The 23,014-nt window shown below is 71.7% G+C and carries 22 protein-coding genes and 2 pseudogenes; 9 read left to right on the top strand and 15 right to left on the bottom strand.

Annotated features, from left to right (window positions below):
• Positions 1-391 precede the first annotated feature (391 nt).
• From pyrF to AMO33_RS02045, 8 genes are all read right to left on the bottom strand, one after another.
• Positions 392-1,216, bottom strand: coding sequence for an orotidine-5'-phosphate decarboxylase (gene pyrF, locus AMO33_RS02080; RefSeq protein WP_060590135.1), 825 nt, complete (start codon positions 1,214-1,216; stop codon positions 392-394).
• Positions 1,217-1,233: 17 nt separating this feature from the next.
• Positions 1,234-4,566 (bottom strand): carbamoyl-phosphate synthase large subunit, encoded by a 3,333-nt coding sequence (carB, locus tag AMO33_RS02075; RefSeq protein WP_060590133.1) that lies wholly within the window; start codon positions 4,564-4,566, stop codon positions 1,234-1,236.
• Entirely contained in the window at positions 4,566-5,684 is a 1,119-nt protein-coding gene (gene carA / locus AMO33_RS02070; RefSeq protein WP_011210153.1) for a glutamine-hydrolyzing carbamoyl-phosphate synthase small subunit, read from the bottom strand. The genes carB and carA overlap by 1 nt, the downstream gene beginning before the upstream one ends.
• The gene (locus tag AMO33_RS02065; protein WP_041560241.1) at positions 5,681-6,178 is read right to left on the bottom strand and encodes a PH-like domain-containing protein; all 498 of its coding nucleotides are present in this window, start codon (positions 6,176-6,178) and stop codon (positions 5,681-5,683) included. Before AMO33_RS02065 ends, carA begins: the two co-directional genes overlap by 4 nt.
• A complete protein-coding gene (locus AMO33_RS02060; RefSeq protein WP_011210155.1) occupies positions 6,178-7,491 on the bottom strand; it encodes a dihydroorotase in 1,314 nt (437 codons plus the stop codon). The genes AMO33_RS02065 and AMO33_RS02060 overlap by 1 nt, the downstream gene beginning before the upstream one ends.
• Before the next feature lie 31 nt (positions 7,492-7,522).
• On the bottom strand, positions 7,523-8,482 hold the full coding sequence (locus AMO33_RS02055; RefSeq protein ID WP_011210156.1) for an aspartate carbamoyltransferase catalytic subunit: 960 nt from the start codon (positions 8,480-8,482) through the stop codon (positions 7,523-7,525).
• A 3-nt stretch (positions 8,483-8,485) separates the two neighbouring features.
• Complete coding sequence (gene pyrR, locus AMO33_RS02050; RefSeq protein ID WP_060590131.1) at positions 8,486-9,112, bottom strand: bifunctional pyr operon transcriptional regulator/uracil phosphoribosyltransferase PyrR; 627 nt, start codon at positions 9,110-9,112, stop codon at positions 8,486-8,488.
• A gap of 140 nt (positions 9,113-9,252) precedes the next feature.
• Complete coding sequence (locus AMO33_RS02045) at positions 9,253-10,098, bottom strand: class I SAM-dependent methyltransferase (protein ID WP_060590129.1); 846 nt, start codon at positions 10,096-10,098, stop codon at positions 9,253-9,255.
• A 134-nt stretch (positions 10,099-10,232) separates the two neighbouring features.
• On the opposite strand from AMO33_RS02045, the gene AMO33_RS02040 reads away from it, so the two are divergent.
• Both AMO33_RS02040 and AMO33_RS02035 read left to right on the top strand, forming a co-directional pair.
• The gene (locus AMO33_RS02040) at positions 10,233-10,859 is read left to right on the top strand and encodes an alpha-ketoglutarate-dependent dioxygenase AlkB (protein ID WP_060593245.1); all 627 of its coding nucleotides are present in this window, start codon (positions 10,233-10,235) and stop codon (positions 10,857-10,859) included.
• 43 nt (positions 10,860-10,902) lie between these two features.
• Positions 10,903-11,352 (top strand): SgcJ/EcaC family oxidoreductase, encoded by a 450-nt coding sequence (locus tag AMO33_RS02035; protein WP_060590127.1) that lies wholly within the window; start codon positions 10,903-10,905, stop codon positions 11,350-11,352.
• A gap of 92 nt (positions 11,353-11,444) precedes the next feature.
• Here the strand turns inward: AMO33_RS02035 and AMO33_RS02030 are convergent, their stop codons facing one another.
• The gene (locus AMO33_RS02030; protein WP_060590125.1) at positions 11,445-12,020 is read right to left on the bottom strand and encodes a TetR/AcrR family transcriptional regulator; all 576 of its coding nucleotides are present in this window, start codon (positions 12,018-12,020) and stop codon (positions 11,445-11,447) included.
• A 75-nt stretch (positions 12,021-12,095) separates the two neighbouring features.
• Here AMO33_RS02030 and AMO33_RS32810 point away from each other — a divergent pair.
• Positions 12,096-12,380 (top strand): annotated as a pseudogene (locus AMO33_RS32810) (alcohol dehydrogenase catalytic domain-containing protein); the annotation flags it as partial.
• A gap of 229 nt (positions 12,381-12,609) precedes the next feature.
• On the top strand, positions 12,610-13,092 hold the full coding sequence (locus AMO33_RS32465) for a zinc-binding dehydrogenase (protein ID WP_314826567.1): 483 nt from the start codon (positions 12,610-12,612) through the stop codon (positions 13,090-13,092).
• Positions 13,093-13,402: 310 nt separating this feature from the next.
• Here the strand turns inward: AMO33_RS32465 and AMO33_RS02020 are convergent, their stop codons facing one another.
• The 4 genes from AMO33_RS02020 to AMO33_RS02005 all read right to left on the bottom strand — a co-directional run bounded on the left by AMO33_RS02020 (position 13,403) and on the right by AMO33_RS02005 (position 15,982).
• Complete coding sequence (locus AMO33_RS02020) at positions 13,403-13,666, bottom strand: YciI family protein (RefSeq protein WP_011210163.1); 264 nt, start codon at positions 13,664-13,666, stop codon at positions 13,403-13,405.
• Positions 13,663-14,172, bottom strand: a complete 510-nt coding sequence (gene nusB, locus AMO33_RS02015; RefSeq protein ID WP_011210164.1) for a transcription antitermination factor NusB — start codon at positions 14,170-14,172, stop codon at positions 13,663-13,665. Before nusB ends, AMO33_RS02020 begins: the two co-directional genes overlap by 4 nt.
• An 85-nt stretch (positions 14,173-14,257) precedes the next feature.
• Complete coding sequence (gene efp / locus AMO33_RS02010; protein WP_011210165.1) at positions 14,258-14,821, bottom strand: elongation factor P; 564 nt, start codon at positions 14,819-14,821, stop codon at positions 14,258-14,260.
• A gap of 33 nt (positions 14,822-14,854) precedes the next feature.
• The gene (locus AMO33_RS02005) at positions 14,855-15,982 is read right to left on the bottom strand and encodes a M24 family metallopeptidase (RefSeq protein WP_060590123.1); all 1,128 of its coding nucleotides are present in this window, start codon (positions 15,980-15,982) and stop codon (positions 14,855-14,857) included.
• A 269-nt stretch (positions 15,983-16,251) separates the two neighbouring features.
• Between AMO33_RS02005 and AMO33_RS02000 the strand changes: the two genes are divergently transcribed.
• The 4 genes and pseudogenes from AMO33_RS02000 (at position 16,252) to aroB (ending at position 20,593) form a co-directional block, all read left to right on the top strand.
• Positions 16,252-16,668, top strand: coding sequence for a prepilin peptidase (locus AMO33_RS02000; RefSeq protein WP_261307336.1), 417 nt, complete (start codon positions 16,252-16,254; stop codon positions 16,666-16,668).
• A gap of 120 nt (positions 16,669-16,788) precedes the next feature.
• Complete coding sequence (gene aroC, locus AMO33_RS01995) at positions 16,789-18,006, top strand: chorismate synthase (RefSeq protein ID WP_011210168.1); 1,218 nt, start codon at positions 16,789-16,791, stop codon at positions 18,004-18,006.
• Positions 18,003-18,521 (top strand): annotated as a pseudogene (locus AMO33_RS01990) (shikimate kinase); the annotation flags it as partial. The gene aroC and the pseudogene AMO33_RS01990, both read left to right, overlap by 4 nt.
• 950 nt (positions 18,522-19,471) lie before the next feature.
• Complete coding sequence (gene aroB, locus AMO33_RS01985; protein WP_011210170.1) at positions 19,472-20,593, top strand: 3-dehydroquinate synthase; 1,122 nt, start codon at positions 19,472-19,474, stop codon at positions 20,591-20,593.
• Here aroB and AMO33_RS01980 read toward each other — a convergent pair.
• Positions 20,539-21,822, bottom strand: coding sequence for an FAD-dependent monooxygenase (locus tag AMO33_RS01980; RefSeq protein ID WP_240327383.1), 1,284 nt, complete (start codon positions 21,820-21,822; stop codon positions 20,539-20,541). The two genes, aroB and AMO33_RS01980, sit on opposite strands and share 55 nt — an antisense overlap.
• A 102-nt stretch (positions 21,823-21,924) precedes the next feature.
• On the opposite strand from AMO33_RS01980, the gene AMO33_RS01975 reads away from it, so the two are divergent.
• Positions 21,925-22,497, top strand: coding sequence for a TetR/AcrR family transcriptional regulator (locus tag AMO33_RS01975; RefSeq protein WP_060590121.1), 573 nt, complete (start codon positions 21,925-21,927; stop codon positions 22,495-22,497).
• Positions 22,498-22,515: 18 nt separating this feature from the next.
• Here the strand turns inward: AMO33_RS01975 and AMO33_RS01970 are convergent, their stop codons facing one another.
• Complete coding sequence (locus tag AMO33_RS01970) at positions 22,516-22,986, bottom strand: B-4DMT family transporter (RefSeq protein ID WP_228799820.1); 471 nt, start codon at positions 22,984-22,986, stop codon at positions 22,516-22,518.
• Positions 22,987-23,014: the final 28 nt, after the last annotated feature.

Here is a 23,014-nt window from a genome sequence, read left to right as displayed (position 1 = left end):
GCCGCTACCAGCGTTTTTCTCAGACGCCGCCCGGTTTGCCCACAGATAGCGACAGCAGGCCGGGCGCGCCCGGCAACCAATCAGCCTCCGACCAGGAACTTTCTGCGAATCGCCCGCGTGTCGCACACTTCGTCCGCGTGTCGCATCGAACACATGTCTCGAGGGGCGGGACGGTGCCCGGGCACGACGAACAGCCCCCGGGCGCCGGGCACCCGGGGGCTGTCGGAGGACGCGGCGGCCGCCGGCCGCTGTGCGGCGCGCACGCGCCGCCGGGCACCCCGGAATCGATCCAGCCGCGTTGACGCTGGAGAACGCCGTTCAGCGGGCAGCACGACGGCCTGTACCCACTCCGGCGCCGTTTCAAACCCCGGTCCGACCCGGGGCGGACTGCTCACCTCCGCAGGAACGCGAAGTCCTCCTGAAGCGCGGCCAGCCGCTCGCGCAGGGCCGACACCGACGGGCCGTGCCGCAGCACCTCGCGGGAGACGTTGGGCACGACCGCCGGAAGCAGGTCCGCGGGCACCAGCTCCCGCACGGATGCGGGACCACCGCCCTGGGCCCCCACGCCGGGCATCAGGATCGGGCCGTTGAGTCCGGCCAGCTCCGGCGCGGCGGTGAGGGTCGCGCCGACCACGACGCCGACCGACCCGAACTCCGCACCCGCGTTGCGGGCCGCGACCTCGTCGACCATCGTCTGAGCGACGCTGCGACCGCCGGCGCCTACGGCGGTCTGCACCTGCGCGCCCTCCGGATTGGAGGTCGCGGCCAGCACGAACACCCCCCGACCGCCCGCCGCGGCCAGCTCCAGCGCCGGGTCGAGCGACCCGAATCCGAGATACGGCGACACCGTCACCGCGTCCGAACCCAGCGGTCCGTCGCCGAGCCAGGTGCGGGCGTAGGCGGCCATGGTGGAGCCGATGTCACCGCGCTTGGCGTCGGCGAGCACCAGGGTGCCCGAGGCACGCAACACCTCGATGGTGCGTTCGAGCACGGCGATGCCCGCCGAGCCGTAGGCCTCGAAGAACGCGACCTGCGGCTTCACCAGCGCGACGGTGCCGTCGAAGGCCTCCACGCAGATCTCGGCGAAGCGCTCCAGACCCTCGGCGTCGTCGGTCAGCCCCCAGTCCGCCAGCAGCGGCGGATGTGGGTCGATGCCGACGCAGAGCGGACCGAAGCGGTCCATCGCGGCGCGCAACCGGGTACCGAACCCGGTCACGCCGCCACCGTGCCCGCTCACCCGCGCAGTGCCGAGTGCAGTTCCTGCAGGGACCGCACGCCGATGCCGCCGGTGATGCTGGCCTCGATGCCCTGCACCGCGGCCGCCGCGCCCTGCACCGTGGTGATGCAGGGAATGTTCACACCCACCGCGGCGGTGCGGATCTCGTAGCCGTCCACGCGCGGACCGGAGTTGCCGTACGGGGTGTTGAACACCATGTCGACCTCGCCGTCGCGGATCTGCTCCACGATCGTCGGCTCGTCGGCCGGGCCCGGCTCGGAGTGCTTGCGCACCCGCTCGCACGGGATCCCGTTGCGCCGCAACATCTCCGCGGTGCCCTCGGTGGCCAGGATGCGGAACCCGAGGTCGTGCAGCCGCTTGACCGGGAACACCATCGCCCGCTTGTCGCGGTTGGCGATCGAGACGAACACGGTGCCCTCGGTCGGCAGCGAGCCGTAGGAGGCCGTCTGGCTCTTGGCGAAGGCGGTGCCGAAATCGGCGTCGATGCCCATCACCTCACCGGTCGACTTCATCTCCGGCGAGAGCAGCGAGTCCACGCCGCTGCCGTCGGCGCGACGGAAGCGGTGGAACGGCAGCACCGCCTCCTTCACCGCCACCGGCGCCTCCAGCGGCACGTGCCCGCCGTCGCCGGTCTCCGGCAGCATGCCCTCCTTGCGCAGCTCGGCGATGGTGGCGCCGAGCATGATCCGGGCCGCGGCCTTGGCCAGCGGCACCGCGGTGGCCTTGGAGACGAACGGCACCGTGCGGCTGGCGCGCGGATTGGCCTCGAGCACGTAGAGCACGTCGTCCTTGAGCGCGTACTGCACGTTCAGCAGGCCGCGCACCCCGATGCCCTTGGCCAGCGCGACGGTGGAGCGGCGCACCGCCTCGATGTCGCTGCGGCCCAAGGTGATCGGGGGCAGCGCGCACGCCGAGTCGCCGGAGTGGATGCCGGCCTCCTCGATGTGCTCCATCACACCGCCGAGGTAGACCTCGTCCCCGTCGCACAGCGCGTCCACGTCGATCTCGATCGCGTCCTCGAGGAACCGGTCGACCAGCACCGGGTGCTCGGGATTGAGTTCGGTGGCACGGGAGATGTAGCCCTCCAGGGACTTCTCGTCGTAGACGATCTCCATGCCGCGGCCACCGAGCACGTAGGACGGGCGCACCAGCACCGGATACCCGATCCCGGCCGCGATCTTCTTGGCCTGCTCGACGGTGGTGGCGGTGCCGTACTTCGGCGCGGGCAGCCCGGCGGCGACCAGCACGTCACCGAACTCGCCGCGGTCCTCGGCCAGGTCGATGGCGGCGGCACTGGTACCGACCACCGGCACCCCGGCTTCGGTGAGCCGCTGCGCCAGGCCGAGCGGGGTCTGCCCGCCGAGCTGCACGATCACACCGGCGACGGTGCCCGACTCGCATTCGGCGTGGTAGACCTCGAGCACGTCCTCGAAGGTGAGCGGCTCGAAGTAGAGCCGGTCGGCGGTGTCGTAGTCGGTGGAGACGGTCTCGGGGTTGCAGTTGACCATCACCGTCTCGTAGCCGGCGGCCGACAGCGTCTGCGCGGCGTGCACGCAGGAGTAGTCGAACTCGATGCCCTGGCCGATGCGGTTCGGGCCCGACCCCAGGATGATGACCTTCTCGCGCTCGCGCTGCGGCGCCACCTCCGACTCCGCGGCCGGATCCAGCTCGTAGGCCGAGTAGTGGTAGGGCGTCTTGGCCTCGAACTCGGCGGCGCAGGTGTCGACGGTCTTGTACACCGGGCGCACCCCGAGCCGGTGCCGCAGCGCGCGGACACCGCTCTCCCCGGCCAGCTCCGGGCGCAGCGCGGCCAGCTGCCGGTCGGACAGGCCGTGGTACTTGGCCCGCCGCAGCAGCGGCTCGTCCAGCACCGGCGCGTCGAGGATCTCGCGGCGCAGCTCCACCAGCCCGGCGACCTCGGCCACGAACCACGGGTCGATGCCCGAGGCGGCGGCGACGTCGTCGATGCTCGCCCCGAGCCGCAGCGCCCGCTCCACCTGGTAGATCCGGCCCTCGGTCGGGACACGCAGGTCGGCGAGGATCTTCTCGATCGCCCCGGCCACGTCACCGTCGGCCGGCGCCCACGGGCCGTCGTCCTGGGTCCAGAAACCGGCGGCCTTGGTCTCGAGCGACCGCAGCACCTTGCCCAGCGCCTCGGCGAAGTTGCGACCAAGCGACATCGCCTCGCCCACCGACTTCATGGTGGTGGTCAGCGTGGGATCGGCGCCCGGGAACTTCTCGAACGCGAACCGCGGCGCCTTGACCACCACGTAGTCCAGCGTCGGCTCGAAGCAGGCCGGCGTCTCCTTGGTGATGTCGTTGACGATCTCGTCGAGGGTGTAGCCGATGGCCAGCTTGGCCGCGATCTTCGCGATCGGGAAGCCGGTGGCCTTGGAGGCCAGCGCCGAGGACCGCGACACGCGCGGGTTCATCTCGATGACGATCAGGCGGCCGTCGCGCGGGTTCACCGCGAACTGGATGTTGCAGCCGCCGGTGTCGACACCGACCTCGCGCAGGATGGCGATGCCCAGGTCGCGCAACTTCTGGTACTCGCGGTCGGTGAGGGTCATCGCCGGCGCGACGGTCATCGAATCACCGGTGTGCACGCCCATCGGGTCGACGTTCTCGATGGAGCAGACCACCACGACGTTGTCGCGGCCGTCGCGCATGAGCTCGAGCTCGTATTCCTTCCAGCCGAGGATGGACTCCTCGATCAGGACGTTGGCGGTCGGCGAGGCGGCCAGGCCGCCACCGGCGATCCGGTCCAGGTCCTCGTCGTTGTAGGCCATGCCCGAGCCGAGCCCGCCCATGGTGAACGAGGGCCGCACGACGACCGGGAAGCCCAGTTCGGCGACGGTCTCGCGGACCTCGTCCATGGTGAAGCAGACCCGCGAGCGGGCGCTCTCACCGCCGACCTTGGCGACGATGTCCTTGAACTTCTGCCGGTCCTCACCGCGCTGGATGGCGTCGAAGTCGGCGCCGATCAGTTCGACGCCGTACTTCTCCAGCACGCCGCGCTCGTGCAGCGCGACCGCGGTGTTGAGCGCGGTCTGCCCGCCGAGGGTCGCCAGGATCGCGTCGGGGCGCTCCTTGGCGATGACCTTCTCGACGAATTCGGGGGTGATCGGCTCGACGTAGGTGGCGTCGGCGAACTCGGGATCGGTCATGATCGTGGCCGGGTTCGAGTTCACCAGCGACACGCGCAGGCCCTCGGACTTGAGCACCCGGCACGCCTGGGTGCCGGAGTAGTCGAACTCGCAGGCCTGGCCGATGACGATCGGGCCCGAGCCGATCACCAGGATGTGCTTCAGATCCTCGCGGCGTGGCATCAGGCTCCTTCCATGAGACCGGCGAAGCGGTCGAACAGATATGCGGCATCGTGCGGACCCGCGGCGGCCTCGGGGTGGTACTGCACCGAGAAGGCGCGACCGTCGAGCAGGCGCACCCCCTCGACGGTGCCGTCGTTGGCGCACACGTGGCTGATCTCGGCGCGGCCGAACGGGGTGTCGAACTGCTCGCCCCGCTCCCCTTCCAGCGCGAACCCGTGGTTCTGCGCGGTGATCGAGATGCGGCCGGTCTCGTGCTCGACGACCGGGATGTTGATGCCGCGGTGGCCGAACTTCATCTTGTAGGTCTCCCGGCCCAGCGCGCGGCCCAGGATCTGGTTGCCGAAGCAGATGCCGAACAGCGGCACGCCGCGTTCGAGCACGCCCTGGGTGATCGCGACCGCGTCGTTCTGGGTGGCCGGGTCGCCGGGCCCGTTGGACAGGAAGACCCCGTCCGGCTTCAGCTCCAGCACCTGGTCGAGCGAGGTGGTCGAGGGCACGACGTGTACCCGGATACCGCGTTGGGCGAACATGCGCGGGGTGTTGGTCTTGATGCCGAGGTCGACGGCGACGACGGTGAACCGGTGATCGCCGGTCGGCTCGATCGTGTAGACCCCGTCGGTGCTGACCTCCTCGGCCAGGTCGGCGCCCAGCATCGAGGGCTGCCCGGTCACCCGGGCCAGCAGTTCCTCGGCGTCGGCGAGGGCGGCGCCGGAGAAGATGCCCGCCTTCATCGAGCCGCGGGTGCGCAGGTGGCGCACCAGGGCACGGGTGTCGATGCCGGCGATGCCGACGATGCCCTGGCGGTCCAGCTCGTCGGGCAGCGACCGGGTGGCGCGCCAGTTGGAGACCCGGCGCGCGGGATCGCGCACCGCGTATCCGGCGACCCAGATCCGCTGCGATTCGTCGTCCTCGTCGTTCCAGCCGGTGTTGCCGATCTGCGGCGCGGTGGCCACCACGATCTGGCGGTGGTAGCTCGGGTCGGTCAGGGTCTCCTGGTACCCGGTCATCGCGGTGCAGAACACCGCCTCACCGAGGGTCTGCCCGACCGCTCCGTAGGCCGTGCCGCGGAACACCCGGCCGTCCTCGAGCACCAGGGCGGCTGCAGTGTCTGCGCTCATCTCTCCTCTTCTCCCGTCATCGACGCGGCCCACGCCGGGTACACCGTCTTGTCGTCGCCGCGGAACCCGGTATCGATCTCGGTTCCGGTCGGCAGCTTCCAGCGAATTACCAGCACTCCATCTTCCGTCATCACTTTGCCCGCGTGTCCGCGTTCGGTGCGCACGGCCGTCACGGATTCGCTCGGAATCCAGATGGCCGCGGCGCCGCTGCGTTCGAGCAGAATTCCGCGTTCGAACTTCGTCAGTTCCGCGGTGGCGCGGAACCCGAGATCACCGACCGCGATCCGGTCCTGCCAGCTGGGTGCGATGGTGCTGCCCAGGTACAGGCCGGTGGTCGGCTCCAGCAACTGCGCGCCCAGCTCGGCGGGCACCGGCGGCAGTTCGCCGATGCGCTCGGCCTGGCGCGCGGCCCGGTTCTGCCACCCCCGGTACATCAGCCACAGGCCGAGCAGGAACAGCACCAGGCAACCCAGCACCCACAGTGTTCGTTCCATCACGCACCTCCCGCGCCCTGCGGCTGCGCCGCGCGACCGGCACGGGCGGTGATCCGTCCGCGCAGCAGTGTCATGGTCACCCTGGCCGGGAAGGTCATCTCCTCGAACGGGGTGTTGTTCGAGATGCTGGCCAGCTCGCTCGCGCGCACCGTCCATGTCGCGTCCGGATCCACCAGCACCAGGTTGGCGGGCTCGCCGACCGCGATCGGACGGCCCTGGTCGTCGAGGCCGACGATCTCGGCGGGCCGCTCGCTCATCACCCGCGCCACTCCCCGCCAGTCCAGCAGCCCGGGCCGCACCATCGTCTCGACGACGATCGACAGGGCGGTCTCCAGACCGAGCATGCCGGGGCGGGCGGCGGCGAACTCGCAGCACTTGTCCTGCTCGGCATGCGGGGCGTGGTCGGTGGCGACGCAATCGATGATGCCCTCGGCCAGCGCCGCGCGCAGTGCCGCCGTGTCGGAGGCCTCCCGCAGCGGCGGGTTCACCTTGTTGACCGCGTCGTAGGTCTCCAGTCGCGAGTCGTCCAGCAGCAGGTGGTGCGGGGTGACCTCGGCGGTGATCGAAATACCTTGCGCCTTGGCCCATTTCACCAGCTCGACGGTGCCCGCGGTGGAGGCGTGGCAGATGTGCACACGCGCGCCCGCGTCCCGGGCCAGCAGCGCGTCGCGGGCCACGATGGACTCCTCGGCCGCGCGCGGCCAGCCCGCGAGCCCCAGGCGCGCCGCCGTCGGGCCTTCGTGGGCGACCGCGCCCTTGGTCAGTCGCGGCTCCTCGGCGTGCTGGGCGATCAGCACGCCGAGGGAGTTCGAGTACTCCAGCGCGCGGCGCATGATCAGCGGGTCGTAGACGCAGTGCCCGTCGTCGGAGAACATCCGCACCCCGCCGACCCCGGCGGCCATCGTGCCCATCTCGGCCAGTTGCTTGCCCGCCAGTCCGACCGTCACCGCGCCCACCGGGTGCACGTCGACCAGGCCGACCTCCTGACCGCGCCGCCACACATGGTCGGTGACGACCACCGAGTCGGCCACCGGGTTGGTGTTCGCCATCGCGAACACCGCGGTGTAGCCGCCCAGCGCGGCCGCGGCCGAGCCCGTCTCGATGGTCTCGGTGTCCTCGCGGCCGGGCTCGCGCAGGTGGGTGTGCAGATCGACGAAGCCGGGCAGCAGCACCTGGCCGCGCGCCTCGACGATCTCGGCGTCCACCACGCCCAGGTCCGTGCCGATCTGGCGGATCTCGCCCTCGTCGACGAAGACGTCGACCGGCTCACCCTCGCCGTAGAGGACGGCGCCCTTGATCAACAGTCCACTCATGCCCGCTCCTCCCGGTCGTGTGCCCCGCCGTTCACGCGATCGCCTCCTGCGCCCCGACCAGCAGCCGGAACAGCACCGCCATCCGCAGGTGCACACCGTTGGTCACCTGCTGCAGGACGGCGGCCTGCGGCGAATCCGCGACCGCGGAGGCGATCTCCATGCCGCGCAGCATCGGCCCGGGGTGCATCACCACCGCGTGCTCGGCCAGCAGCGCGAGCCTGCGCTCGGAGAGGCCGTAGTTGACCGAGTACTCCCGCGCCGACGGGAAGAACCCGCCGTTCATGCGTTCGGCCTGGACCCGCAGCATCAGCACCGCGTCGGCGCCGGGCAGTTCGGCGTCGAGGTGGTGGGAGACGCGGGCCGGCCAGCTCTGTACGCCCACCGGCAGCAGCGTGCGCGGCGCGACCAGCACCACCTCCGCGCCGAGGGTGTGCAGCAGGAAGACGTTCGAGCGGGCGACCCGGCTGTGCAGGATGTCGCCGACGATGACCACCCGTTTGCCCTCGATGTCGCCGAGGCGCTGCCGCAGGGTCAGCGCGTCCAGCAGGGCCTGGGTGGGGTGCTCGTGCATGCCGTCGCCCGCGTTGACGATCGCCGGACCGTGGGAGCGGCCCGACTCGCGCGCCCACCCGTCCATCCACCGCGCGATCTGATGGGCGGCGCCGGAGGCGGGATGGCGCACGATCAGCGCGTCCGCGCCCGCGGCGTGCAGGGTGAGCGCGGTGTCGCGCAGCGACTCACCCTTGGACACCGAGGACGAACTCGCGCTGACGTTGATGACGTCGGCGCTCATCCACTTGCCCGCCACCTCGAAGGACACCCGGGTGCGCGTGGAGTTCTCGTAGAAGACCGTCATCACGGTGCGTCCGCGCAGCGTCGGCAGCTTGTGCACCTCGCGTCCGAGCAGCGCCTGTTCGAAGCGTTCGGCTTCGTCGAGCAGTTCGGTGGCGGCGGTGCGATCCAGATCGGTCACGCTCAGCAGATGTCGCACCGGCTAGCCCTCCTCGTGGTGGAGGTAGACGCCGTCGCGACCGTCGTGCTCGGTGAGCAGCACCGAGATGTCCTCGCTGCGGGAGGTGGGCACGTTCTTGCCCACGTAGTCGGCGCGGATCGGCAGCTCGCGGTGGCCGCGGTCGACCAGCACGGCCAGCTGCACCGCGCGCGGCCTGCCCAGATCGCGCAGGCCGTCCAGTGCCGAGCGCACCGTGCGTCCGGAGAAGAGCACGTCGTCGACCAGCACCACCAGCGCGTCCTCGATGCCGCCCTCGGGCACGGAGGTCCGTTCCAGCGGCCGGTGCGGCCGGGTGCGCAGATCGTCGCGGTACAGGGTGATGTCCAGCGAGCCGAGGGCGGGGCGCACGCCGGAGAATTCCTCGATCTTGTCGGTGAGCCGCGCGGCCAACGTGGTGCCGCGGGTCGGGATGCCGATCAGCACCACCCGCGGAGCGCCGGCGTCGCCCGCGTCCAGCGCGGTCTTCTCGATGATCTGATGCGCCATCCGCGCGACGGTCCTGCCGACATCGGAAGCCGACAACAGCTCCCGCCCGGCGGCCACCCATTCGGGTGTGTGCCGCTGCGACTGCTCGGCGGACTTGGCGGCCCGATCTCCGGGCACAGCCATGCCGACCTCCTTCCCCGCCTCACCGGACGGTCCGTTAAAGGATGTCTTACGGCAAGCAGCCTAACAGCGCTCCGGACAGCGCTTTCACCAGGTACACGCGCTGTGAGCTGCCCCACGCGGCGAGTGTGAGCGGGTGCACGTCAGCGCTTGACCGCCAACAGCAGGCCCGCGGCCAGATCGCCGGTGGCCTCCCCGCGGCCGAGCGGCGCGATGAGCTCGTCCCAGGACCGGAAGCTGGTGCGCCAGCCGCGCTCGGCCAAGCCGGCCTCCGCGTCGGGGCCGAGCCCCGGCGTCCCCGACGACCGCCGCCCGCCGCGCACCAGCTCCCGCAACGCCGCGTACTTCGGTTCCGCCGAGGGCACCACGAAACGCCCGACCTCGAAGGTGCTGCCCGGCGCGGACAATTCGGTGAGGGTGTCGGCGACCGCCCAGGCCGCATCGGTACCGAGATAGGCGAGCACTCCCTCATCGATCCAGTGCGTGGGCACCTCGGGCCGGAATCCGCTGTCCCGCAAGGCGTCACCCCAGTCTCCGCGCAGATCGGCGGGGAGCACGATCCGCTCGCACACCGGACGCGCACCGGCCTGGGCCAGCACGGATTCCTTGAACGCGAACAGTTCCGGCAGGTCGATCTCGAAGAACCGCGCGTGCGCGGGCAACGGCATCCGGAATGCGCGGGTGTCCAAACCCGCGCCGAGCAGGACGAACTGCGCGCAGCCCGCCGCGCTCGCGGCGCGCACACCGTCGTCGACGAGCCGCACGCTGACCGTGCGGCCCTCGTAGAAGGCATCGGCGAGATCGAGCATGCTCGCCCAGCGGTCGTCACCGTCGGGAGTGCCGACGAACTGGGCGCGGGCCGCCGCCACGAACACCGTGGCCAGCGGATCGTCGTAGAGCCGGTCGGGTCGGGCGGACTCGCGCGCCCGGATGACCGCGACGCCGATCGCCGTCATCGCCACACCCGCCCGCGGCGCCGTACCCGTCATCGCGATCCCTCCCCGTTCGGCCGTCCCTTCGACGGTAGGCGAACCATCCCGCCCGCGGCGGCGGAACGGCACAGACCGATTTCCGCTACCAGCGCCGTGTGCACATATGTTCGAATGGCGGTAGGATCGTGCAGGTGACGGCATGGTTGCAGGGTTCCCTGCTCGACGGATTCGGCGAGGTCGAACTCGGCCCGCTCGCCGCCGCACGCCGCACGATCCTCGGCCGGGGCGCGTGGATCGACCTGCTGCCCGGCTGGCTCACCGGCGCGGACATCCTCTTCGACCGACTGGTGCGGGACGTGCCGTGGCAGGCCGAGCGGCGCCCGATGTACGACCGCGTCGTCGATGTCCCCCGCCTGCTGTGCCACTACCCCGAACAGGCCGAGCTGCCCGATCCGGTGCTCGCCGAGGCCCGTGCCGCACTCAGCGAGCACTACGCGGCCGAACTCGGCGAGCCCTTCCGCACCGCGGGCCTGTGCTTCTACCGCGACGGTCGCGACAGCGTCGCCTGGCACGGTGACACCATCGGCCGCGGCGGTACCCACGACACGATGGTCGCGATCGTCTCGTTGGGCGCACCCCGCGCCTTGGCGCTGCGACCGCGGGGCGGGGGCACGAGCCTGCGCTTCGAGGTCGGGCACGGCGACCTGCTCGTGATGGGCGGGTCGTGCCAGCGCACCTGGGAGCACGCGGTGCCCAAGACCCGTAAACCGGTCGGCCCGCGCATCAGCGTCCAGTTCCGTCCACGCGGCGTGCTGTGACGGCGCTTGACCTCGAGCGCGGTTCAGGTACCAGCCTGAGGGCATGACCATCGAGAGCACCGCGCCGCGCGTCGTCCAGCACGACGATCACGACCACACCGCCGACATCACCGAGATCCGCCGCATCATCGAGCGCGTCGAGACGGCCTACAACACCAACGACGCCGAGCTGATGACCGCCGACTTCACCCCGGACGCGACCGTGGTGAACGCGGTCGGCACCCGGATCTCGGGCCGGGCGGCGCTGCTGGCGGCCAACCGGGCCGGGCTCGCGGGCTTCCTGAAAGACCAGTACGTGCGCTACGACGTCACCGACATCGTCTTCCTGCGGCCCGATGTCGCGCTCGCCCACAAGGTCGCCCGCGCGACGACCGCCGACGGCGAGCTCATCGATCGCGAACCCGCGATGATCGCACTGTACGTGCTGATCCGCGAGAACGGCCGGTGGTGGACCGCCGCGCGTCAGAACACGCTTGTCCCGCACAAGGATTGAGCGTCCGGGCGGCACGGTCGCGGCGCCCGGCCGCGGACGATCGGGCGTCGGGTTCCGCGGCCCGATCCGGCGGCGGCGCGGGGCCCGTCGGGTCAGGTGCCGCGGACCAGCGACAGCACCACCTCGCGCATCGCGGCCGACACCCGCTCGGCCTGCCCGGCCCGCACCATCGCCGCCACCGGCTCGGCGCCGAGCGCCGCGAACAGCAGGGTGCCGACCGCCTCGGCGTCGATGTCGGGGCGCGCTTGGCGCAGCAGGTCGGTGACGTGCTCGGCCCAGAACGCGTGGAATTCGTCGCGTCGTGGATGCGGCGGGACCGCGTTGTAGGCGGCGACCAGTTCGACGTTGTCGGCCACCAGCTCGGTCATGGCGGCGAAGAACGCCACCAACCGGTCCGCGGGCGGAGCGCCCGGCCCCAGCGGCGGAGGTCCGGAGGCGACCGCTTCCCGCAGCGCCAGCGCGGGTTCGGCGATCAGCTCCTGGAGCAGGCCCGCCCGGCTGCCGAACCGGTGGAAGATCGTGCCCTTGCCCACCCCCGCGACCGCGGCCACCCGTTCCATCGTGACGCCCTCGGCGCCGTGTTCGGCGAGCAGTGCCCTGGTGGCGGCCAGGATCGCCCGCCGGTTGCGCGCGGCGTCGGCGCGTTCGCGCGCCCGGCCCTCCGCCATGACATCCTCCTCGGCCGTTGACAAGTTGACCGCAGGTCCATATGTTCGACAATCAACTGGACCAACAGTCAACTTATGGAGTTCTCGATGCGGGCAATCGTAATGACGGCAACCGGCGGACCGGAGGTCCTGGTCGCCACCGAAGTACCGGCGCCGCGCGCCGGCGCGGGGCAGATCCTCGTCCGGACGGAGGCGATCCCAGTGCTGTGGCCGGAATTGATGCTGCGGTCGGGGCAGTTCCCGACCGCGGTCGCGCCGCCGCTGGTCTTCGGCTTCCAGGCCGCGGGCACCGTCGTCGAGGTGGGCGCGGGCGCCGATCCCGCGCTGCTGGGCGCCCGGGTGGTCGCCCATACCGACGGCACCGGCAGTTACGCGGAGTACGTGGCGGCGCGGGCCGAGGCCGCCACGCCGATCCCGGACGGCCTGGACACCGACACCGCCGCCGCGTTGCTCATGCCGGGCAGCGTGGCCACGGTGCTGCTGGACACCGCCGCACTCACCGGTTCCGAAACGGTGCTGGTACAGGCGGGCGCGACGGGCATCGGCGCCCACTTGGTGCGTCACGCCAAGGCAGGAGGTTCCGCGCGTCATCGCCACGGCCGGAGGCGCGGCCAAACTGGCGCGAGCCGCCGACCTCGGCGCGGACACCGTGATCGATCACAACGAGCCGGACTGGCCCGAACGCCTGCGCTCCGCACTCGACGGGACGACCCTCGACGTCGTCTTCGACGCCATCGGTGGCGAGTCCGCCCGCACCCTGCTCGACCTGATGACCCCGCTGCGCGGTCGCATGCTGGTCTACGGCCTGCTCTCCGGCGCGCCGGCCCAGATCAGCGCCGCGGATGTCCTCGCGCGCGGACTGACGCTGGTCGGCTGCTCGGGCCCGCACTGGTCGGCGCGGGTCGGCGCGGCGGGACCGCGCGTCCTCGCCGAGGCCGTGGCCGGTCCGCGCGACCACGTCCACACGGTCCTGCCCCTCGGCGAGGCCGCGGCCGCACACCGGCTGGTCGAATCGCGAAGCCCGCTGGGCAGTGTGCTGCTGCGGCCCGAAACCCTCACCGCGGACCGATGATCGGCGGCTCCCGCACCGGGTCCGGTTCGGCGGAGCCATCGGCGGTACGAGTACTCCGCGTGCCGACATACCGGCCGCACCCCCTCGGTGAGGGAGGCCGGTCGTGAGCCCGGCTCACGGCAGCGATCGCGACCGATCTCGACCGTCGGCTTGACCTCGAGTGCGGTCGAGGTTGCAGGATCGGTGTCGCGCTCGGCGCCCTCCGGGCCGGGCGTGGTTCCCGACGCCGTCCGCCACAGCGGCGGACGGTGGGCTCCCGCCGGTCCCGTACACCCCCGGCGGGAGCCGACGGGACGGAACCGGTTGCCGCTCAGGCGGAGACGGTGATCTCCCACTCGTACACGGTCAGCTCCGAGGCGCCCGTGACATGCAGCGGATCGGCGAACGCCAGCGCCCGCGCGTCGTCCAGGCTCTCGGCGAGCACCACATACGCGCCGCCGCTACCGTCGCAGAACTTGCCGCTCTCCACGAGCCGGCCGCCATCGAGCAGCTCGCGCAGGAACTGTCGGTGCGGTTCGATCACCGCGTCGGTGTAGCGCGGCGTGCGCATCGCCAGCACGAGATATTTGGTCACGCCTCGGGCTCCTGTCGCGGCGCCCTGGTCGCCGCCGCCGCGGCGCGCACCTGCGGCGCCACCAGCACGACCTGGCCGAGCACCCCGTTGACGAACGACGGCGAGTCGTCGGTGGACAGCTCCTTGGCCAGCTCCACCGCCTCGTCGACGGCCACCACCGGCGGCACATCGGTGGCGTGGAACAGCTCCCACACCGCCACCCGCAGGATCGCCCGGTCGACGGCGGGCAACCGCGACAGCGTCCAGTCCTGCAGATAGGACTCGATGGTGCCGTCGACGCGCTCGAGCTCGTCGGCCACGCCCTCCACCAGGGTGCGGGTGTAGGCGTGCAGCGGGGCGACCGACTGGTCCCGGGTGGCCAGATCGGCGCGCTCGGTCAGCAGGTCCGCGGCGTCGACGTCGCGGGCCTCCGCCTCGAACAACAGATCCACCGCGCGCCGCCGGGCCTTGTGCCGGGCGCCGAGCTTCTTGAACGTGGACTTCTTGTCCGCGGGCTGTTCGGCCACAGTCACATCATCCCGTCTGTACACATGGAAGCGGTAGCCGGTCCCGCCCACGGGGGAATCCGGCTACCGCCGCGGAGGTCGTGGATCAGGCGTTGACCCGGCCGAGGTAGCTGCCGTCGCGCGAGTCGATGCGCAGCTTGTCGCCGGTGTTGATGAACAGCGGCACCTGCACCTCGGCGCCGGTCTCCAGGGTGGCGGGCTTGGTGCCGCCGGTCGACCGGTCGCCCTGCAGGCCGATGTCGGTGTGGGTCACCTCGAGCTCGACCGAGACCGGCAGCTCGACGTAGAGCGGCGCGCCCTCGTGCATCGCGACCTGCACCGCCATGTTCTCCAGCAGGAAACGCGCGCTCGAGCCGATGGTGGCCTCGGAGATCGAGATCTGGTCGAAGGTCTCGCCGTCCATGAAGACGTAGTCCGAGCCGTCGTGGTAAAGGTAGGTCATGTCGCGCCGGTCCACGGTCGCGGTCTCGACCTTCACGCCCGCGTTGAACGTCTTGTCGACGATCTTGCCGGACACGACGTTCTTCAGCTTGGTCCGCACGAAGGCAGGGCCCTTACCCGGCTTGACGTGCTGGAATTCGACGATCTGCTGGAGCTGACCGTCGATCTTCAGCACGAGGCCGTTCTTGAAGTCGCTGGTGTCCGCCACTGTCTTCGGATCTCCTGTTCTCGGCTACCGGCGTCAATCGACGACGGTCAGGTCTTTGCTGGTGTGGGTGAGCAGCTCCGGGCCCCCTTCACGCACCACGAGCGTGTCCTCGATCCGGACCCCGCCGCGGCCGGGAAAGTACACACCTGGTTCGACGGTCACCGCCACGCCGGAGAGAAGTGTACCGGGCGCGTTCTTGGCGATTCCGGGCGCTTCGTGGATGCGCAGTCCGACCCCGTGTCCGAGGCCGTGCACGAACAGCTTGCCGTGGCCCGCCGCCTCGATCACCGAGCGGGACGCGGCGTCCACCTCGCCCGCGGCGACGCCGGGCCGCAGCGCCTTGCTCCCGGCCCGCTGCGCCTCGGCGACCAGCTCGTACACCTCGCGCTGCCAGTCGGCGGCGTGGCCGAGCACGAAGGTGCGGGTCATGTCGGAGTGGTAGCCGTCCACGACGGCTCCGAAATCGATCTTCACGAAATCGCCGGGGGCGAGCACCGCGTCGGTGGGCCGGTGATGCGGGATCGCGGAGTTGACGCCGGTGGCGACGATGGTCTCGAACGAGACCGCCTCGGCGCCGTGCTCGAACATGGCCCATTCGAGGTCGCGGGCGACCTGGCGTTCGGTGCGGCCCGGGCGCAGGCCACCGCGGGCGAGCAGGGTAGCCAGCCCGGCGTCGCCCGCCGCGCAGGCGCGGCGCAGCTGTTCGACCTCGTAGGCGTCCTTGACCATGCGCAGCTGTTCGACCAGCCCGGGGGTGGCGACGAACTCCAGTCCGGTGCGCTGCTCGACGAAGCCGCGGTGCTGATCGACGGTGAGGACGTGGCTCTCGAAGCCGATCCGGCCCAGCTGCCATTCCCCGGCCAGCTCGACGATGCGCCGAGCGGTGGCCCGCGCGATCTCGGCGCGCAGGTCCGGCACCTGGGCGGCGACCTGGTCGCGATAGCGGCCGTCGGTGCCGAGCACCGTGCGGTCCTCGGCGTTGCGCATGTCCCACGAGTGCACGAGCAGGGCGGCGTTGGAGCCGGTGAAGCCGGTGAGGTACCTGATGTTCACCAGATCGGTGACCAGCAGGGCGTCGACCTCGTTCTCCACCAGCAGACTGCGCAACGCGCCTCGGCGCGCGGCGTAGTCGGGCACCAGGCCCGCGGGATCAGCAGACATGGCTCCAAGCTACCGCCCGGCCCACGACGCGCGAACGGCAACACGGGCGGCGGTGCGCCGGTACGGACGACGCCGCGACCGGCTGCCGACCTCGGCGGGAGGTGCGATCCTGGCCTGGCCCGTGCGCCCCGCCGACGGCAATCATGCTCGGCGTCTGTTCACAATCCGTTCGGTCATCCACAGTTCCGGAATGCGCGGCCCCGCAACGCCCGTCGGTCATCGACGCTGGTCGTCATGACCTCGTTCGCGTTCGTCCTGCTGGCCGCCTGGTGCGCGGCACTCACCGTCATCGATCTGCGCACCCGCCGATTGCCCAACGTGCTGACCGGGATCGGGCCGCGGCGGTACTCGGCTACGCCGCCGGCTCCGGGCGGCTCGGTGTCGCGCTCGGCGGTGCGCTCCTGCTGGCACTGCCCTACCTGCTCGTCCACCTGCTCGCGCCGACCGCCTGCGGCGCGGGTGATGCGAAGCTCGCGGTGGGGCTGGGCGCGGCGGCGGGATTGGGCGGGTCGACGGCGTGGGTGGCCGCGGCGTTGGGTGGGCCGCTGCTCACCGCGGCGGTCGGGCTGGTGGTGCTCGGCGCGCGCGGGCCCGCGGCCCGGGGCTCCCCCGCCGACCGGCGGTTGCCGCACGGGCCCGCCATGTGCGCGGCGACGCTCCTCGCGCTCCTGCCCGTCGCCGGGTGATCGCGCGGCAACGGCCCGGGTGCGCACCGCGATGGACAAGACGTCCCCCTCGTTCACCCCCACGACGTGCCCGTCGTCACGGCGGACCGGATGCCGGAACACCGGCGCCGACATGAAAGGATGGAAGCCGTGCTGCGCTGGATAACTGCCGGAGAATCCCATGGTCCTGCTCTCGTCGCCATCCTGGAGGGGATGGTCGCGGGCGTCGAGGTGACCTCCGAGGACATCTCCGCACAGCTCGCGCGCCGCAGGCTCGGTTACGGGCGCGGCGCCCGTATGAAGTTCGAGGCCGACAAGGTCACCATGGTCGGCGGCGTGCGGCACGGCCGCACCATGGGCGGTCCGGTCGCCATCGAGGTGGCCAACTCCGAATGGCCGAAGTGGACCACCGTCATGTCCGCCGATCCGGTCGACCCGGCCGAACTCGCCGACCTGGCCCGCAACGCGCCGCTCACCCGGCCGCGCCCCGGGCACGCCGACTACTCGGGCATGCTCAAGTACAACTTCGACGATGCGCGCAACGTGCTCGAACGGGCCAGTGCCCGCGAGACCGCGGCCCGCGTGGCGGCGGGCACGGTCGCGCGCAACTTCCTGCGCCAGGCACTCGGTGTCGAGGTCGTCTCGCACGTCGTCGCCATCGGCACGGCCGCCAACACCACCGGTGTCGTCCCCACCGCGGCGGATCTCGCCACCGTCGACGAGAGTCCGGTGCGCGCGTTCGACGCCGCGGCCGAGGCCGCGATGATCGCCGAGATCGAGGCCGCGAAAAAGGACGGCGACACCCTCGGCGGTGTCGTCGAGGTGATCGTGGAGGGCCTTCCGGTCGGGCTCGGCTCCTTCACCAGCGGGGAAAACCGTCTCGACTCGCGCCTGGCGGCCGCGCTGATGGGCATCCAGGCGATCAAGGGCGTCGAGGTCGGCGACGGTTTCGAGACCGCGCGCCGCCGCGGCAGCCAGGCGCACGACGAGATGCGTCCCGGCCCGGACGGTGTACTGCGGTCCACCAACCGGGCGGGCGGCCTCGAGGGCGGCATGACCAACGGCGAGCCGCTGCGGGTGCGCGCGGCGATGAAGCCGATCTCCACGGTGCCGCGCGCGCTGGCGACCGTCGACATGACCACCGGCGAGGAGGCGGTGGCCATCCACCAGCGCTCGGACGTGTGCGCGGTGCCCGCCGCCGGTGTGGTGGCCGAGGCGATGGTGGCGCTGGTCGTCGCCCAGGCCGCGCTGGAGAAGTTCGGCGGCGACTCGCTCACCGAGACCGTCGACAACATCACCAGCTACGTCAAGCGGATCAGCACCCGCCCGCACGTCCCGGCGGACAGTCGGCCGCAATGATCGTCCAGACCGACCCGCGCGCGCCGCGTGTGGTGCTGGTCGGACCGCCGGGGGCGGGCAAATCCACGATCGGCCGCAAGCTCGCGAAAGAACTGGGCGTCGACCTCTACGACACCGACGCCGGGATCGAACGCGAGACCGGTCGCACCATCCCGGAGATCTTCGCCGCCGACGGCGAGCCCGAGTTCCGCCGGATCGAGGAGCGCGTGGTGCGCCGGGCGATCCTCGCCGAACGCGGCGTGGTCTCCCTCGGCGGGGGCGCGGTGTTGTCGGCGAACACCAGGGCGCTCTTGCGCAACCGCACCGTGGTGTATCTGGAGATCAGCGTGGCCGAGGGGCTGCGCCGCACCGGTGCGAGCAATCAGCGCCCGCTGCTCAACGGCGACGACCCCGGCGCGAAGTACCGCGAGCTGATGCGCACCCGCCGCCCGCTCTACCGGGAGGTCGCCACGGTGCGCGTGCGCACCGACGGCCGCAGCCCCAGCCGGGTGGTCCGGATGATCCTGACGAAGCTCGGCATCGACCCGGTGGTCCCGGCGACGGAGCCCGAACCGGCCGAGAACACCGCCTCGCCGGCCACGCCGAACTCGCGAGCGGGCAGTCGTTCTCGCGCCCGCCGACGCGCCCGTGCCCGGGCGGCAGCCCGCCGACGCGCCGCCGCCGAGGGCGGCACGCCGGACCCCGACGCGCCGTCATCGGCGGCGGCCGGGCAGGTCGTCGACGGTTCGGGCAGCCTCACCCCCGCGGCCACGACCGCGCCGGACCCGGCCCCGCCGACGACCCGCTCGGCCGCGCGGGACGCGGCAGCACCGGCAGCCGAGTCCCCCACCGCGGGTCGACCGGCCGCCCCGACGCCGGGCAGCTCACCGGACCCCACGGCTTCCGCAACGGCGATGCCCACGGAAGCTCCCGGCGCCGACCAGGATTCGACCCGCGATGCCCGGCACCACGCGAGCACGCCGGGACGCGCCCCCGTCCGCCGACGACCACGACGGCGCCGCGGCCGCAGCACCGATCCGACGTCGACCGACCGCAGAGACCGCGCGACGACCTCCGACGCCCCGCCCGTCGACGAGACGACCGACACCGCCGCGTCCACACCCGGCCGGCCCGACCGCTCCCCCGACCGGCCGCGCGCACGCCGGTCCGGTGACCGCACCCGTCATGCCGCTCCCCGCAGCACACGCGCGCCTGCGGACCGGCCCGCGAACGACGCGGCGACCGGCCCCGGTCCCGACGGTCCGGACGCCCATATCCCGCAGCACGACGGGGCGGATCCGCGCGAGCTCTCCGCGCCACGGTCCCCGTCGAGCACCGACGAGAAGCCCAGTACCGCAACCTCTTCCGCTCCCCGTTCCGGTGCGGGCGGATCGACCTCCACCGGCGGGCGCAGCCGGCGCGCTCGCGCCCGGCGCGCTCGCGGGCGCGCACCCAAGCAGGCACGAACAGAATCGGAGCAGCAGTCGTGACAGAGCCGAGTCGTATCCAGGTCCGCACCGCCGACCCGTACCCGGTGATCATCGGCCGCGGGCTGCTCGGCGAACTCGTCGAGTCGGTCACCGGCGCCACCTCCGGCGTGCGCACCGTCGCGATCTTCTACCAACCGCCGCTGGCCGAAACCGCCGAAGTGGTGCGAAAGGCCCTGGCGGACACGGGTATCGACGCGCACCGGGTGGAGATCCCGGACGCCGAAGCGGGCAAGGATCTGGCCGTCGCCGGTTTCTGCTGGGAGGTGCTGGGCCGGATCGGGCTGACCCGCAACGATGTGGTGGTCAGCCTCGGTGGCGGCGCCGCCACCGATCTGGCCGGTTTCGTGGCCGCCACCTGGATGCGCGGGGTGCGGATCGTGCACGTGCCGACCACGCTGCTGGCGATGGTCGACGCCGCCGTCGGCGGCAAGACCGGCATCAACACCGAGGCGGGCAAGAACCTGGTCGGCTGCTTCCACGAACCGACGGCCGTGCTGGTGGACCTGGCGACCCTGGAGACGGTGCCGCGCAACGAGATCGTCGCGGGCATGGCCGAGATCATCAAGGCGGGCTTCATCGCCGATCCGGTGATCCTCGAGCTGGTGGAACGCGACCCGCAGGCCGCCCTCGACCCGGCCGGTCCGGTGCTGCCGGAGCTGATCCGGCGGGCGATCCAGGTCAAGGCCGATGTGGTGGCCGCCGATCTGAAGGAATCGAGCCTGCGCGAGATCCTCAACTACGGCCACACTCTCGGCCACGCCATCGAACGTCGCGAGCGGTACCGGTGGCGCCACGGCGCGGCGGTGGCCGTGGGTCTGGTCTTCGCCGCCGAACTGGGTCGCCTGGCCGGGCGTCTCGACGACGCGACCGCCGACCGGCACCGCACCATCCTCGAGGCCGTGGGCCTGCCCACCACCTATGACGCCGACGCGCTGCCGCAGCTGCTCGATGCGATGCAGACCGACAAGAAGACCCGCTCGGGCGTGCTGCGGTTCGTCGTGCTCGACGGGCTCGCCAAGCCGGGGCGGCTGGAGGGCCCCGATCCGTCCCTGCTGGCGGCCGCCTACTCGGCCATCGCCCGCGAGGAGAGCCCCAGCGGCGGCGCGATCCTGCTCTGAGCGGCGCTCACCGCCGGTCCGCGGAATCGGTGGCGTACGAGGGCAGTTCGTAGTCGTCGGTGCCGCTCATCATGGCGAGCAGCAGCGGGCGGAAGGGCCGCGCGACCATCGCCCGGGTCGCCAGGCGGGTGAGCGCCACGCCGGCACGGGTGGTGGGCACCATCATCGCCAGCCCACCACCCGGCAGTTCCTTGGCCTTGTCCAGGAACGGCGTGACCCGCGCCTCGTAGCGCGCGAGCCCGCCCATCGGATCGTCCGGATCGGCCGCGAGTTCCCCGGCGAGCAGGTAGGCACCGACCAGTGCCATCGCGGTTCCCATGCCCGACAGCGGTGAGCCGCAGTAGCGCGTCGCCGAGCAGCACGACCCGTCCGGTGGACAGGCTCGGCATATCGATGCGGGCCAGCTCGTCGAAGTAGAAGTCGGACGCCGTGTCCATCGCGTCGAGCACGGTCGGTGTCAGCCAGCCCGCGCCGTGCAACATGCGGCGGATGAGCTGCTGCTGGGCGGTCACGTCGCCGCGCAATGCCGGATCGGCCGCCGTGCGCAGCATGATCACGGCTTTCGCGGTGCCCGGCTCGGCATCGGGGCGAATGCCCAGCGCCGCCCCCGGCACCGTGTGCATCGCCAGCCAGCCGGGTTCGACGCCGGCGGGTGTGGGCAGGGTGAAGTACGAGGTGTAGCCACCGAGGTAGGTCTTGTAGTTCTCCTCCGGGCCGAACGCCAGGCGCCTGGTGGCCGAGTGCACGCCGTCGGCGCCGATGACCAGGTCGAAGCGCCCGGTGGCGCCGGAGGTGAAGCCGACCGTCACCCCGGCGTCGTCGGGACGCAGTGTGTCGATCGACTCGCCGTAGCGGTAGTCGAGTCGGCCGGGAGCCGCGGCCAGCGCGTCGAGCAGTACCCGGCTGAGATCGCCGCGGGTGATCTCGATGTCGGCGATCGGCCCCTTGCCCTCGAACATCGCCACGGGCATCCGCACCCAGGCGCGCCCGCGTCCATCCACGTAGGACATCCCCCGCTCATCGATGCGGTGGCGGGTGATGCCCGGCATCAATCCCATCCGCTCGGCCACCTCGCGGCTGGGTCCGCGCAGGTCCACCGCCTGCCCGCCCGGCCGCGGCGCGGCGGCCCGCTCCACGACGGTGGTCCGGATTCCGGAGCGAATCAATGCCAGCGCCACCGCGTTCCCGGCGATGCCACCGCCGCTGACCAGCACGTGCAACTTGCTCATCACGATCACTTCCCTGCTTGAACGTTTGTGTAAGACAAATGTCTAACAGAGGGTGACACATTCGTCTAGTACAAATGTCTGAGACGCTGCTAACCTGCGGTCATGGGAAACCGTGAAGACCTGCTGGACGGAGCGCGGAAAGCGATCCTCGAACGCGGTCTGGCGAAGGTGACGGCCCGCGATATCGCCGCGGCCGCCGGGGTGAGCCTGGCCGCCATCGGCTATCACTTCGGATCCAAGGACCGCCTCATCACCGAGGCGCTGACCGAAGGCATGGGCGAGGATGTCGGCGACCGTATGGAGGAGGTCATCCGCGCCGCGGACAACGACCGGCCGTTCGCGGAGACCATCGGCCCCACCTGGGACGGCCTATGCGCCATCCTCGACGACCACCACGAAAGCATGCTGCTGAGCATGGAGAACCTGGTGCGGATCGCCCGCTCCGACGACGACGGGCAGTATCTGGCCGCGGCGACCGAACACGCCTACGACGACCTCGCCCGTGCGCTCACCGACACCCACACCGCGCTCTCCCCCGACCAGGCCCGCGCGCTCGCCAAACTCCTGTTCACGCTGTTCCAGGGCGCCGCGGTACTCCGGCTCACGGCGCCCACCGCGAGCCGACTCGACGGCGAGGACCTCAGCCGCGCGGTCGCGGCCCTGCGCGGGAACTGACCCACTCCCCGCCGGGATTCAGGCGCCGACGGCCGCGTGCTGCCCGCGGCGCGCGGTGGCCTTGTCGGCCTTGCGCCCGGCCAGGAACCGGCCGATAGCGACACCGGCCAGGGCGGGGACGAAGATCAGCAGCACGATGAACGCCGAGGAGGCGGTCAGTTCGAACAGCAGGCCGTTGTCGCCGAGGTCGAAGCCCGGCAGGAAGTCCAGCAGCCAGCAGGCCAGGCTGCTGCCGAGCCCGCCCAGCACGGCGGCCTGCAACCAGCGGATGGTCAGGTCCGAGCCGCGCTCGGGATCGGGATGGGCCACCCGGTCGCGACGCCCGTCGAGCACACCCCAGCCGACGATCGCGGCCAGCAGCACGACCAGGCACAGCATCCGCCACCAGACCCCCTGTGTCGGCGCGTTCACCATCGCGATCCCCAGCAGCACCCGCAGCGCCACGACCAGCGCACCGAGCAGCACCCCGCGCACGACCCAAGCATTCATGGGGACCACCTTAACCGCAGCACGTTCC

Origin of the sequence: Nocardia farcinica, assembly GCF_001182745.1 — a bacterium.
Taxonomy (GTDB): domain Bacteria; phylum Actinomycetota; class Actinomycetes; order Mycobacteriales; family Mycobacteriaceae; genus Nocardia; species Nocardia farcinica.
This window is presented reverse-complemented; position numbering and strand designations above follow the sequence as displayed.

Coding starts and splice junctions, on each gene's coding strand:
- carB (WP_060590133.1), bottom strand. CDS start 4,566: ATGCCACGCCGCGAGGATCTGAAGCACATCCTGGTGATCGGCTCGGGC.
- carA (WP_011210153.1), bottom strand. CDS start 5,684: ATGAGCGCAGACACTGCAGCCGCCCTGGTGCTCGAGGACGGCCGGGTG.
- AMO33_RS02065 (WP_041560241.1), bottom strand. CDS start 6,178: ATGGAACGAACACTGTGGGTGCTGGGTTGCCTGGTGCTGTTCCTGCTC.
- AMO33_RS02060 (WP_011210155.1), bottom strand. CDS start 7,491: ATGAGTGGACTGTTGATCAAGGGCGCCGTCCTCTACGGCGAGGGTGAG.
- pyrR (WP_060590131.1), bottom strand. CDS start 9,112: ATGGCTGTGCCCGGAGATCGGGCCGCCAAGTCCGCCGAGCAGTCGCAG.
- AMO33_RS02045 (WP_060590129.1), bottom strand. CDS start 10,098: ATGACGGGTACGGCGCCGCGGGCGGGTGTGGCGATGACGGCGATCGGC.
- AMO33_RS02035 (WP_060590127.1), top strand. CDS start 10,903: ATGACCATCGAGAGCACCGCGCCGCGCGTCGTCCAGCACGACGATCAC.
- AMO33_RS02030 (WP_060590125.1), bottom strand. CDS start 12,020: ATGGCGGAGGGCCGGGCGCGCGAACGCGCCGACGCCGCGCGCAACCGG.
- AMO33_RS02005 (WP_060590123.1), bottom strand. CDS start 15,982: ATGTCTGCTGATCCCGCGGGCCTGGTGCCCGACTACGCCGCGCGCCGA.
- aroC (WP_011210168.1), top strand. CDS start 16,789: ATGGAAGCCGTGCTGCGCTGGATAACTGCCGGAGAATCCCATGGTCCT.
- AMO33_RS01980 (WP_240327383.1), bottom strand. CDS start 21,822: ATGAGCAAGTTGCACGTGCTGGTCAGCGGCGGTGGCATCGCCGGGAAC.
- AMO33_RS01975 (WP_060590121.1), top strand. CDS start 21,925: ATGGGAAACCGTGAAGACCTGCTGGACGGAGCGCGGAAAGCGATCCTC.
- AMO33_RS01970 (WP_228799820.1), bottom strand. CDS start 22,986: ATGAATGCTTGGGTCGTGCGCGGGGTGCTGCTCGGTGCGCTGGTCGTG.